The organism is Paenibacillus durus (assembly GCF_000756615.1).
In the GTDB taxonomy this organism is placed as follows: Bacteria; Bacillota; Bacilli; order Paenibacillales; family Paenibacillaceae; genus Paenibacillus_AQ; species Paenibacillus_AQ durus.
In genome coordinates, this window is record NZ_CP009288.1 from 1,139,813 (window position 1) to 1,152,646 (window position 12,834).

General features: G+C 51.5%; 12 protein-coding genes and 1 pseudogene. 12 read left to right on the forward strand and 1 reads right to left on the reverse strand.

Translation table 11 applies throughout. The annotated features are described in order from the left end of the window. Positions 1–65: 65 nt before the first annotated feature. From PDUR_RS05210 to PDUR_RS05260, 11 genes and pseudogenes are all read left to right on the forward strand, one after another. The gene (locus PDUR_RS05210; protein WP_042205381.1) at positions 66–1,250 is read left to right on the forward strand and encodes a nucleotidyltransferase domain-containing protein; all 1,185 of its coding nucleotides are present in this window, start codon (positions 66–68) and stop codon (positions 1,248–1,250) included. Positions 1,251–1,526: 276 nt separating this feature from the next. Next, positions 1,527–2,456 carry an ABC transporter ATP-binding protein gene (locus PDUR_RS05215; protein WP_042205382.1) on the forward strand — a complete coding sequence of 310 codons (930 nt, stop codon included), beginning with the start codon at positions 1,527–1,529 and terminating at the stop codon, positions 2,454–2,456. A gap of 1 nt (position 2,457) precedes the next feature. Next, positions 2,458–3,579, forward strand: coding sequence for an ABC transporter permease (locus PDUR_RS05220; RefSeq protein ID WP_042205383.1), 1,122 nt, complete (start codon positions 2,458–2,460; stop codon positions 3,577–3,579). 268 nt (positions 3,580–3,847) lie between these two features. Then, positions 3,848–4,801, forward strand: coding sequence for a helix-turn-helix transcriptional regulator (locus PDUR_RS05225; RefSeq protein ID WP_042205384.1), 954 nt, complete (start codon positions 3,848–3,850; stop codon positions 4,799–4,801). 55 nt (positions 4,802–4,856) lie between these two features. Beyond that, positions 4,857–5,063: pseudogene (locus PDUR_RS05230) on the forward strand (nucleoside triphosphate pyrophosphohydrolase); the annotation flags it as partial. A gap of 262 nt (positions 5,064–5,325) precedes the next feature. Further along, the gene (locus PDUR_RS05235) at positions 5,326–5,832 is read left to right on the forward strand and encodes a zinc ribbon domain-containing protein (RefSeq protein ID WP_042205386.1); all 507 of its coding nucleotides are present in this window, start codon (positions 5,326–5,328) and stop codon (positions 5,830–5,832) included. A 2-nt stretch (positions 5,833–5,834) separates the two neighbouring features. After that, positions 5,835–7,364, forward strand: coding sequence for a zinc ribbon domain-containing protein (locus PDUR_RS05240; protein WP_042205387.1), 1,530 nt, complete (start codon positions 5,835–5,837; stop codon positions 7,362–7,364). A 239-nt stretch (positions 7,365–7,603) separates the two neighbouring features. Then, positions 7,604–9,328: a vWA domain-containing protein gene (locus PDUR_RS05245; RefSeq protein WP_169744890.1), complete on the forward strand. Its 1,725-nt coding sequence runs from the start codon at positions 7,604–7,606 to the stop codon at positions 9,326–9,328. 17 nt (positions 9,329–9,345) lie between these two features. Next, complete coding sequence (locus tag PDUR_RS05250) at positions 9,346–10,359, forward strand: N-acetylmuramoyl-L-alanine amidase family protein (protein WP_233277483.1); 1,014 nt, start codon at positions 9,346–9,348, stop codon at positions 10,357–10,359. Between the two features lie 72 nt (positions 10,360–10,431). Further along, the gene (locus PDUR_RS05255; RefSeq protein WP_042205389.1) at positions 10,432–10,869 is read left to right on the forward strand and encodes a HEAT repeat domain-containing protein; all 438 of its coding nucleotides are present in this window, start codon (positions 10,432–10,434) and stop codon (positions 10,867–10,869) included. Positions 10,870–10,894: 25 nt separating this feature from the next. Beyond that, positions 10,895–11,362, forward strand: coding sequence for a 2-thiouracil desulfurase family protein (locus PDUR_RS05260; RefSeq protein ID WP_042205390.1), 468 nt, complete (start codon positions 10,895–10,897; stop codon positions 11,360–11,362). A gap of 171 nt (positions 11,363–11,533) precedes the next feature. Here the strand turns inward: PDUR_RS05260 and PDUR_RS27775 are convergent, their stop codons facing one another. Next, positions 11,534–11,662 carry a DUF4023 domain-containing protein gene (locus PDUR_RS27775; protein WP_081754791.1) on the reverse strand — a complete coding sequence of 43 codons (129 nt, stop codon included), beginning with the start codon at positions 11,660–11,662 and terminating at the stop codon, positions 11,534–11,536. 164 nt (positions 11,663–11,826) lie between these two features. On the opposite strand from PDUR_RS27775, the gene PDUR_RS05265 reads away from it, so the two are divergent. Further along, positions 11,827–12,681, forward strand: coding sequence for a gamma-glutamylcyclotransferase family protein (locus tag PDUR_RS05265; protein WP_042205391.1), 855 nt, complete (start codon positions 11,827–11,829; stop codon positions 12,679–12,681). The last annotated feature ends 153 nt before the right edge of the window (positions 12,682–12,834 follow it).

Genomic DNA, 12,834 nt, shown 5'->3' on the forward strand with positions numbered 1-12,834 from the left:
AATTGACATTTTTCAATTAGCGGTGTTACTCTCTCGGAGACAACGCGGTGCGAAGGAGAGTGTCTATGACGGATCGGTATGCGCTTAACAAAGGAGTTTTATCTAGAGAGTTAGCGCTTCTTCTTACGCTGCTTGCCGCGGACACTATGGACGAGACGGCAAAGCGAGAACCGGAGATGTTCACTGATATCGATTGGGAGCTTGTTGTCCGGCTTGCCATGCATCATCGCGTTTATCCGTCCTTATATTCCAAGATTAGCCGTATGCGTGAAGAAAGGGTGCCTTCCGGGGTCAGGGAGTGGCTGCAAAATGAATATCGCAGGAATACGGTCCAGATGCTTCAGCTCAGCGGCGAAATGGGCAATCTCAGCGAAGAGCTTGCCCGCTTGAATATACGCTCTCTGTTTCTGAAGGGGCCGGTGCTTGCCCAGGATTTATACGGCGACATATCGCTCCGGACGTCGCGTGATCTCGATTTCATCGTGCCGATCGGAGAACTGGCCCAGGCGGAAGCGCTGCTTATTCGTCTTGGATATGTGAAAGAAGAGGAATTCGAGAGCATTCTGGGGGATTGGAAATGGAGGCAGCATCATACGACATTCCATCATCCTGTCAACAATATTAAGGTTGAAGTCCACTGGCGGTTGAACCCTGCTCCATCCAAGGAGCCGGAGTTCGATGAGCTCTGGGAACGCAGGAGGATAAGCAGTCACTTTGGGCGGAGCATCCATTATTTAGGCATGGAGGATCTGTTCCTGTTTCTGTCGGCTCATGGGGCCAGGCATGGCTGGTCCAGACTGAGATGGCTGCTGGATATAAAACAATTGCTGCTGCAGCAGCCGGACCCGGGCACACTGACCAGACTTCTTGAACGTTATGATCATGGCGACGCTGGGGGACAGGCTCTTATATTGGCTGCCGGTCTGCTGAATGCGCCGGTTGATCCCGGCCTGTCCGGCTTGGTGGTCAGGCCGAAGGCCCGCCGTCTGGCACGGCTTGCCATGTTCTATGTGGAGCGCATGGTCAATCTGCATAATCCGCCGCTGCCGCCCGAAGTAGAACGTCATTACCGATATTATCAGCCGGCGATTTTATCGCGGGGGCAGCAGCTTGTGTATGCGCTCGGTTTTCTTTATCCTTATGCGGCGGACGCGAAGACGCTGCCGCTGCCGAAGCGGCTGCATTTTCTTTATTTCCCTTTGCGGCCCTTTTTATGGGCGTGGAGAAAAGCGTTCAGCGAGGCGAAATGAATTAAGGCTTATAATAGCCTATAGCTCAAGAAAATCCGTATCCGGCCTGCACCGGAGCGGTTTTTTTGTGCCCTTGAGCCGAACGTATGTGCTATAATTAAGGGGGTTCTGCCACGAAAAGAGCCCCTGTGTGCCTTTTGCAGCATTGGGTTCTTGTTTCCATCATATACATCCCTGGACCGAGTGCAAAATCGGCTTGTGGACGGTTTAGCTGTTTCAGTTCCCGTTTTATTATAAAGTCAAGTTGTGAAAAAACGGATATTTGGAGGGATACCGATGCCGGTGCTTGAAGTGAAAAATTTGAGGAAATCGTTCGGCGACGTCAAGGCTGTTCAAGACATCAGCTTCACCGTGGAAGCGGGAGAAGTCTTTACGATTATCGGGCCGAACGGAGCGGGCAAGACGACAACCCTGGAGATGATCGAAGGACTGCAGCCGCCGGATGCCGGCAGCATTGCCGTTGCGGGATTGTCCTGGAGCAAGGACGAGAGCGCAATCAAGACGCTGATCGGCGTTCAGCCGCAATCCAGCGCTTTATTCGACCTGCTCACGACCGAGGAGAATTTGGATTTATTCGCGTCGTTCTATCCCAAACGCAAATCGACCGCCGAGGTGCTGGAGATGATCAATCTGACCGAGCACCGGAGCAAGCGGGTTAAATCGCTGTCCGGAGGACAGCGGCAGCGCCTCGCCATCGGACTTGCGATGATCAATGATCCGCAGGTCATTTTTCTCGATGAACCGACGACCGGCCTTGATCCCCAGGCGCGCCGCAATATTTGGGATATTATCCTGCGCCTGAAGCAGCTCGGCACCACCATCATTTTGACGACCCATTACATGGAAGAGGCGGAGAAGCTGAGCGACCGCGTCTGCATCGTCGATCAGGGTACAGTCGTCAGCCTTGATACGCCTGCCGCTCTGATCGGCAAACTGACGAAGGAACGGGAAGTGCGGTTGTCTTTTTATGATGGGGAAGCTGCGGCGGCGCAGACCGAAGAAGCGCTGCGCAGCCGACCGGATATCGTACGGATGGAACGAGAAGGCGCGAACGTGACACTCTGGTCCCCGGAGCCGGAACAGGCGCTGTATGGTCTCCTCGGATTCACCAAGGAGCATGGTTACCGGGTCGAGCATGTATCCATCCGTGAAATGAGTCTCGAAGATGTCTTTATTGCCTTTACGGGCAAAGAATGGAGGGACTGATATGAGCACAGGCGCACAGATTATGAAATTGTTCGTTGCTCAGCTCAAGACTATGTTCCGCGAGAAGGCGGTCTGGTTCTGGAATTTGTTTTTTCCTATCATTTTGATGGTGCTGTTCATGGTTATTTTCGGCGGAGGCGGCGGAGGCGGCGACTTCAAGGCGAAAGTGGCGCTGGTAAATCCTCTGCCGAGTGCCTCCAACGGTTCGCTTGAAGCAGGGCTTCGGAAAATTCCGGTCTTCGATTGGAAGTCAGAGCAGTCCGTAGACAGCGCCCAGGCCGACACCTGGGTCAAAGACAAGGATGTAGACGCGGCTATTGTCCTTCCGGAGAACGGGAACAGCGGGGATATCCGCCTAGTCGTCAATACCGAGAATGAAAGCAACGCCACCACCCAGGCGATTCGGGGCATCCTCGACCAGTACGTCCAAAGAGCCAGCTTTGCGGCAGCGGGAATCGAACCGGCCTACCGGCTGCAGACTTCGTCGGTATCCAGCAGCAGCAAGGATCTTAGCAGCGTCGACTTTCTGATGACCGGCATGATCGCCCTGTCTGTAGCGCAAGCGGGTCTGTTCGGGATGGTCGACATGGTTGAAATCCGCAGGTCCGGCCTGCTAAAGCGGCTGCGAATGACCCCGCTGCGGATGGGGCTGTACGGCCTCGCCGGCATGATGGTCCGCTTTGTCCTCAGCTTCGTGCAGATCGTGCTGCTCTCTGTAATCGGCATTATCGGGTTCGGCGCGAACCTGGATCTTAACATCCCTGTATTGATCATCGCCTTCTTCGTCGGGGTTCTAGCCTTTAATGCCCTGGGCTATCTGATATCTTCCTTCAGCAAATCTATCGAGTCCTACATGGGTGTGGCGAATATCACGAGCTTCCTGATGATGTTTATCAGCGGCGTCTTCTTCGCCACCAGCAGCCTGCCCGATTGGCTGAAGCCGGTGACCCAGGTGCTTCCGCTGACCTATTTCGTCGAAGGCATGCGGGACGGCATGGTGTATGGGTCCGGTCTGTTCAGCTCTACGTTCTGGCTTGGCATCGGCATTCTCGCCCTATGGGGCGTAGCGGCATTCTCCATCGGGGCGTTAATTTACCGGAAGGGTAAGGTGGAGGTTCGGTAAATTCCGAAAATAGGATTCATAGAATGGACCGCTTTCTTTGACGAGGGCGGTCTTTTTTTATTTTTTGTTTAGAAAATAAGTAATTGCTCATAAGGTTGCTATCATGTAAAAATAAGGAATATAGGAATATTTACATAGGAATAAAGGGCCTGAAAGTAAGAGGAAGGCCGAACGTTGTATCGGGGAGATTCATTGTTTCATTTTGACAATAGTATGTCATGAAGTTTACTGAAAGTAGTGTTGCCAGATCTGACAAGGAGAATGAAGCATGATCGACAAAGTGATCCGTATTTTCAAAATCATTAACGCCATTCAGGCCAAGCCTGGCATTTCCGCTCCCGAACTGGCAGAGAAATGCGAGGTTACGACCCGAACCATTTATCGGGATATGGATATCATCACCCTGATCGCTCCGGTCACGAATGAAGGGCGGGGAACGGGATACCGGTTTATGGGTAAATTTTTTATGTATCCGCTGAACTTTTCCGAGCAGGAGGAGCTGGTCTTCTCGCTGCTGCCCTCCGTACTGGATAATGAGAAGCTTCCCCCAGGCTTTGAGACTGCCTATGACAAGGTGATGAGCACGCATTACCGTGAGAAAAGAAAGCAAAACAGCAGGGTCATCGGCGAGATTGCGGAGATTATTCAGATGGGTACCCCGGCTTACCGCCAGGAGAATCCCAACTTTTTGCAGCCGATTATTGAAGCGATTCTTGAACAAAAAACGATACAGGCCATCTACCACACTCAGTACCGTGACGAAACAAGTGAGCGACGGATTGACCCGTATTATCTGGTTCCACGAGAGCAGCGGTTCTATCTGATCGGTTACTGCCATAAATCTCAAGGTATTCGCACATTTCGGATCAGCCGGTTCCAACAGGTGGAGATTACGGACGAGCTGTTTGATAAAAGTCATTTCAACATCAGGCAGTATCTAAAAAACACCTGGTCCATTAATCGAGGGAACAAAAATGTCCGTTTTAAAATCCGTTTCAGTCCCAGCGTCGCCCGGTACATAAAGGAAGAGGAACTGTTCGTGCAGCCCTGGATGAAGGATCTTGGGGACGGCAGCCTTATTTTTGAAGTGACGTTAAACAATGAGGATGAATTTATGAAATGGGTACTGCAATACGGTCCGGATGCCGAGATATTGGAGCCGCTGCATGTACGGGAGTCGTTGAAGCAGAAGCTGAATCAGTGGGTAGAAATGTATGGATAGTTATCTTTAGCTAATTCCGAGTTATCACCCCAGAAATCTTCCAAGCCATAGGTCGCTGCGGGAAGAGTCGGAAGAGTATTTTGATGCAGGCAAGAATACAGACGCTCTGGAAGAGCTGGCTGATATGTTGGAAGTGATCCGGTCGCTGGCTGAGGCTCACGGGGCAGGCTGGGAGCAGCTTGAACAAGTCCGCGTACACAAAGCCGGAAAACGCGGCGGATTCCAGGAACGGATATATCTGATCGATGTCGACGAGGCTTAATATTCGGCTGATTACGGATAATTTGGCAGACGAGCTGATAGCCGGGATTCAGAATGCCGAGGTGAAGATGCTCGCCGGAGTTAGGGTGAGGAATTTAATGGAATTAGTTCGTTTGCTTGTGTACATTGTGAACATAGCAGCATTGTAAATACATAATTTGATCCTGATGGATTAGAGTGAAGGCGAAAGAATGGATCATGGCAGAGCGGACGCGGGATTTTGTGAAGGCGGCAGAACGAGTGTAAACAAGGAGGGACTAGTCATGCCAGAAGTACAAGCAAAATTCGAAGAAGGATTGAATACAGTTAGGGGAGGTATCCAACAAGGGAAAAAGAAGCTTCAGAATATGCAGGAGACCGCCGAACTGAAACGGCAGATCAAAGAGGCTTCACATCAAAAAACCAAAATTTATCTGGAGCTGGGCAAACAGGTGTACAGAATGATCCGGGAAGGGCGGATTCAGAACGAAGAACTTCTTCAGACCGTCCAGCCGATTACTGCACAGGACAAGATTATTTATGAGGCTCTGAAGTTGATGGAGGAATTGAATGCTCCGCTCCCCGGTGCCGTCAAATGTAGCTGCGGAATCTTTTTGCCGAAGGATCAGCCTTTCTGCACCGCTTGTGGACGGAAGAACGCGGAGCTGGAATCGACCCTCGCTCAGCTCAAGACCTCATGTGCGGCATGCAAGGCCGAAATTCCGCAGGAGGCAGCTTACTGCCCTTGCTGCGGCGCAGCGGTCAATCTTAATCCGGGGGAAGTGTGTTAGCCTTGTACTGTTCCAGATGCGGAACGAACAATTTCGATTATGCTATCTACTGCGTCAAAGACGGAGTCGAACTGGGAACCGGCTTGGGGGAAGCCGCAGTTCAACCGGCGGAAGCCCAATTTTGTCCTGCCTGTGGAGCCAGCATGGCAAAGCATGCCGGGTACTGCATATTCTGCGGCGAAGAGGCGGGGAGCGAAATCATGGCAAGACCGGCGGCTACCGCAGGCAGGAGGCCGGAAATTGCCGCCAGCCGAAAACCGGCGGAAGCAACGCTGACCTTCGATTACAAGACATTCTTATTAAGGGGGGCTCTAGGAGGTATCGTGGCGATTGCCGGTGTGCTGCTTCTTTGTCTGCTGATCAGCTATACCCTTAACAAGCAAGCGCCGCCCGATCTAGTGGGGCAGGAGCTGCCTATTCAGGAGCTCATGAATCAATATGGTGCGGACAGCGATTTTAAATTAATCGGTGTTCCCGAAGCTGTTATGGCGGTGAATTTGGTGCATTCCCGTCTGCTTATAACGGGAGGAGACTCTGATGTGACGGGAGGCAGCGTGAAGATCTTCATGGGTCTTATTACCCTGCTTATTGTCCCGTTGGCGGCTCTTGTCATCGGCGGCTATGTATCCGCCCGCAGGTACAGGTTAACCGATGAACGCGCCGGACTTTCCGTTTCGCTTGCCATCGGCTTATACTACGGCTTGTTTCTGCTGGCCGTCTCCGCCTTTGCCGGCTTCTCCCGGGAGGTCAACCTTGGTTTATTTTCGTCGGCTTTGTCGGGGCGCATTGATTATTCCTTTTCGTCATGGGAATCGATCATTTTGGGCTGGATATTCGGCTTTCTGTTCAGTTGGGGGGGATACAGATTATATGCCCTTAATCACAACGTTCGAAGCGGGTTCTTCAGGAAAAGTGCGTTTGAACAAGCCGTCCGTACAGTCGCGCTCGGTGTATTTGTCCTGTCATTTCTGGCAGTTGTAATTGTAGGTGTAAAATTCGGCAGGCAACTTCCTTTTCGCTTAATCCTTCTGATTGCGCCGCAGCTCGGAACGTATTTCTGGAATTTTGCCCACTTGGGCACGCTGCATTTCGGAGGAGACGGTGAGCAGATGAACTATTCGCTATTGTGGGGCCGTGATTCGGAAGACGGAAACGGCATGCTCGCTTCCAGCGATTATTTGTCAATGCATTTCCTGGACGGCTATGTTTACTGCGGACTGATCGTTGCTTTGATCATTCTGATATGGGTGGGCATTGGTTTTATGCGGAACAGAGCCGCTTACCCCAACGACCTGCGTTCCGTTTCAGTTTTCAGCCTGACCTATGGAGCGGCCATGGCTGTCATCGCCAAAGTATCCGCCTTCGGATTTTCGGTACAGGGGGAGTCGCTGTCGAACTACTGGGAGGGCGGAACATTTTTTGTGGGATTTCGAGCGGTTCCGATCTTCTTTGCAAGCTTCATTATTTCGTTTCTGCTGCTCCTGACCTGTTCTTACTTCGTACGAAGAAAACAAGCCAGAACGAACTATTGAAATCAAACCAATTCGTTATTCAAGATAAAAGGTAAAGGCGGGGGAATATGTTTTGTAGTCAATGTGGAACAGAAGCAGGACCCAAAGACCGTTTTTGTAAAAAATGCGGCAGCGCGCTCATTCGCGGATCGGAACCGGCCGAAGAAGACGACCGGTCTGCGGGTTCGCAGCCGAAAGCTTTGTCAACTGGAGGGGTGCAGCCTAAGGCTACTCCGACTGAGGGGGGGTACCCTCAAGCGGTGCCAACTGAAGATTCGCAGTCTGAAGGTATAACAACAGGAATGACCGCATCCGAAGTCGAGTCATCCGAATTCAATCCGGCGTCATCCGGCAGCGGGCTTCCTGGTGCGGCACCGTCGATGGAGACTCTTGTGCGGACGCGAAGTCGGCGCTCCTGGCGGCTGCCGGTTATCACAGCCGTTGCGGTTCTGTTGATTGCAGGAGGCGCCTTTATGTGGGTGGGCAGAGACAACGGCGCTGGAAGTGGCAGCGACCATAGCGCACTGCCCTCCCCGGCAGCATCGGACGACGGCAAGCCAGCTACGGCTTCAGGCATGGCGGCAGCTACTGCCGCTTCACCTAAGCCATCTCCATCGCCTGTTCCGGCCGATCCGGCGTACATTAAGGTGAATCAGGTTGACTCCTCGCATTATGAGAATGGCGGAGTAGATGTATATTTTTCGCTCTTTGCCGATCCGGAATTCAAGCAGGAAATACAGCCGATGCAGCTTGCCAAGGATATGTTCACCATTAACGGTCTGCAGGTAGAGAAGCTTTCCCTGGTGGAAGAGAGTGACACGGTTAGCGTTAACCTTGTCCTCGACAAGAGCGGCAGTATGCAGGACTCGCCGAATATGAACGTGCATGAGACGAAGATGGATCTCGTGCGGCAGGCCGCAGTTCAATTTATTGACGGCATCCCGTCCAGCGCTAAGGGGCAGTTTGAGGTCTTAACTTTTTCCGACTATGTGCCTGCCGTTGCCGACATAACCTTCACATCTGATCGGACTATGGTCAGTCAATATCTTTCCGGACTAGCTTCGGATGGCGGGAGAACCGCATTGTTCGACTCCTTGACCAAGGCTTTGTACGATACCAATGAGCAGCAGGGACCGAAATATATCATCGCGTTTACAGACGGCAAGGACTCTAATTACGGTTCGTCTCTGCAGTCGGTTGTCGAACTGTCCAGACAGCTTGGCATACCGATTTATACCGTCGGGTTCGGCAGCGAGGAGGACCAAAGCTTGAGTTATCTGGCCCAGGAAACGGGCGGTCAGTCCTTTTATCTCAGTATCGACGATGATCTGCAAACCGAACTGCACCGTATTTACGATACGGTTTTTCAAAGATACGTTAAGCAGTACAAGCTCACCTATACTCCACGACAAAAGATTGCTCCTGGTCAACCGTTTTCTTTTGTCATGAATTTGAATTCTCCTCGGAACCAGGCGCAGACGGGAGAACTGACGTATGAGCGGAAGCTGGACAAGAATTCCGTCGATGTACAGAACGGTCTGTTCGAGTATCAGGTCAATTATGCACAGGCGGTCAATACATTGGACTTCGGCGTTGTGCGGAGCAATGTGGATGAAGACTCTAAATTTTATACTGACCTTAGAAAGCGCATTGAAATTGACTATGTTAATGCCAGTAACCAGGGCAAGCCCAAAATCATTGATCCACTGGAGAACTACCGGGTGGAATCCGTCAACCAATTGCAGAACGGTTCTTACAAAATTGAATTTTTCAAGCTGTTCCCGGTGCTGATTAATAACAAACAGGTACACGAGGCTGATCTGAACACGTATACGCTTGTGTGGGACAGTCTGTCCGATAAGTGGCAGGTGAGCAATTTCGGGCGGGAGGAATGTTCGATTTACCAAGATCGCTCTGACCCAGGATCGTTATGCTCCGACAATGGAGTGAAGAAATTATACAGCGGCAACCCTTGGCCGAACTGAACGGATAGGAGTTTAATATGCGAAGATTGAGCGTGATATTGGCCGTATGCTTGACTCTTGTATGTACGGGCTGTGCGTCTGCAGCCAGCCAGCCGTCCGGCGCTGCCACGCTGACGGGAGGGGAAGCTTCGCCCCCATTAACCGGGTCCGCGCTGCTCGGGGACAGAGCCGTGTCTGAGATCGCAGATTCGGGGATTAAGGTCTCCGATAACACGGCGGAAGCTGAAACGGCAGCGAATACGACGGCACCGGAAATCAAGGGCCCTGAAAGCACAGCAGTGGGAATTAAGATGCCTACAGATACAGCAACGAGTGCTAATAAGGCACCCACGAGCACTGCATCTCGAACAGAGCCGCCTGAAATCATCGCATCTGCCGGAAATCCGGCGTCCCCCGCCGCCGGCAAGCCGATCATTTGCATCGATGCGGGCCACCAGGGCAAAGGGAACAATGATAAGGAGCCGATCGCTCCGGGAAGCAAGACCATGAAACCGAAAGTATCCAGCGGTACTCGGGGGATTGCGACCGGCAAACCGGAATACAAGCTGACGCTGGAAGTGGCGCTGAAACTGGAGAAAGCGCTGGCCGATGATTATAAAGTCGTAATGATCCGACGAAGCAATGAGGTGAACATTACGAATCGCGAGCGTGCCATCCGGTGCAATAATGCAGAAGCCGATCTTGTACTGAGAATCCATGCTGATGGAAGCGACAACAAGAGTGTACAGGGGATGTCCTTTCTCTACCCTTCTGCAAAAAGCCGATACACCAGAGATATTGCCCAGGAGAGTCTGGCCGCTGCCAAGGTTCTCTCAGAGGCGATCCTGAGAGAGACCGCTGCGAAGTCCAAGGGGCTAATACCCCGCGACGATCTGACGGGCTTTAACTGGTCGAAGGTCCCCTCGGTGCTGATCGAAATGGGCTTCATGACAAACCGTAAGGAGGACCGACTGCTAAGTACGCCGGAGTACCAGGACAAGATTGTGAAAGGGATTAAAGCAGGATTGGACTTATATTTCAATCCAGGATGAAAGTTGAGTCCCGTACAAGACTACGCTAAAATATCCCTATCACAAGATTGATTAGAGAAGGGATTGTGCCGTTTGAATAACGAAGACAAGAACGTTGAACTCCCCGAGAATTATTCGGAATTGAAAAAAGCTGCGGGACGCTCCGCCGATTGGCGAGCCCGTCTTGAGGCGGTGGAGGAACTGGGGAAATATCCTCACGGGCAAGTCATTGATATCCTGACGCGGCTCGCAGAAAGCGATCCGGTATATACTGTGCAGGAGGCGGCTTACCGGAAGCTTGAAGCGTTCGGTGTGGCTGTGGCGGCGCCTTCTAAGGACAAGCCGGAGCTGTTCAAAGGCGTTTCCAAAATTCTGCTGCGGATCAAGAAAAGCCTCCCCCGTGAACATACGTATGAAGAGTTCAAAGAGAAGCTGAAGAAGATGAGAATCGACGTGTACGACGCTTATGAAGGCGACAAAGGAGCCGATTTCGACAAGTGGCTGGAGAGCAAGTGGTCTTCGGTAAAATAACGGACTAGCCAAGGAGTAAAAACTCATGATCATCGTCAGCTCTTGCCTGGCCGGTGTCGAGTGCCGGTACGACGGCTCACATAATGTACTGGATAAAATACAGAAATTGGCCCGTGAGAACAAGGCGGTGCTTGTCTGCCCCGAGGTGTTGGGCGGATGTCCCACGCCGCGCGAGCCGGCCGAGATTGTGGGCGGAACAGGTGAAGATGTCTTAGCCGGAAACGCCAAGGTTATCGACTGGTCCGGCAAAGATGTTACCGGGCTTTTTGTAGCGGGCGCTTATAATGCTCTTGAAACGGCGCGGAAGCACAATGCTTCTCTCATCGTCCTAAAAGAAAACAGCCCTTCCTGCGGCAGTGGAATGATCTATGACGGCCGGTTTGTAGGCAATAAAATTCCCGGAGAAGGTGTTACTGCGGCGCTGCTTAGACGGGAAGGCTTCAAAGTCATTTCGGAAAAAGAGTTCGCGTCCGGGGAGTTCGATGCTCAGTAAATCGGCTCTGCCAAGGTGGATTCGGATAGTTTGACCCACTGCCGGGTGAACATCATTTTTAAGCGTCTAGTCGAAAATAAAGTAAAAATGCCCCGGTCATCATGTGATTGGGGCATTTTTGCGTACTAATTATTCCGGTCGCCGTTCGCGGACGTCAGTTAGAATGGAATGTCATTTATTCGTACTGTGCTGCTTATTCTGCAGTTTGAATCCGGCGTTCCCTTTGCCGTGGTGCTTATTTTTTTCGTCTTTCTTTTGGGTATCATGCAATTTTTCCACAAATTCATTGGTGCTTTCCATGGTTCTCCTCCTTCAGGCAATAAGCTTGGTATTAATGTAACCCGTTTGCTTGCAAACCATGTACTCCGCTTCCTCGTTCGGTAATACGATATGCTGTTCTGTTCATTCACGGGTATGATAGAGTGAAAATAAAAAACGCACGCTGCGCAAAAGGAGCAAACGGCATGGAACTTGTTTTTGTCTACGGAACATTACGACAGGGAGAAGATAATCATCATCTAATGGATAAAGCCCGGCCGGTTGCGCTCATGGCGTGGACCCGGGGGATTTTGATGGATACGCGGCGCGGCTATCCGGCAATGACAGCAGAAGATTCCGGTTTCGTGGCTGGCGAGCTGTACGAAGTGACGCCGGAGATGATGATCCAGCTGGACGAATTGGAGGACTTTCACGGTCCCGGGAATCCGGCGAATGAATATGAGCGCATCAGAACGGAAGTAACAACCGACAGCGGAAAGCGGGAAGCGTGGGTGTATGTATACCCGGAGCGAAAACATGATGTGATTGTTCATGGAGATTGGAAGCTGCATCTGCTGAGGCAGAACCCGAATGTGCTTTATTTTGCCTATGGAAGCTGTATGGATATGGAGAGGATTACACTCGCTGGAGCTTCCGAATGGTTTGCTGATGTGAGAGGACGCGGAGCAGCCGAGGGGTTCTGTCTTCAATTTACGTATCGGGCCGAGGATGGGGGTCGCGCCGATCTTGTCGAGACCGGAGGCAGGACGGAGGGAAAGCTTTACTATATACCTATCCAATGTCTTGACGGTTATTTATATCTTCGGGAAGGTGTGCACAACGAAAAATATCGTCCTGCCGTTATCCCTGTTCAGTGCGCTGACGGCAGCATGCAGGATGCGATAACGTTTGTGGTAGTAGACAAAAGCTCCGAGCTGTCTCCGCCAGGACATTACCTTCGGGAGATTTTGCGTGGAGCACGGCCGGTCGTGTCAGCAGAGTATTATGCGGAATTGGAAGACCGAGTCTGGAAGGAGTATGGATTTCGGCTTGATGAATAAGGAGCGCCTACTGAAGAGAGTAGCTTTGTCGGAACGAACTGCGGCAGATGCGGATGCGACCGTGCGCTTCATATTAGAGAATAAAAATAAATTAATATTTTTGCAAATTAATGCTTGCGCTCCTCGTGTATTCATGGTATATTCTAATTCCGG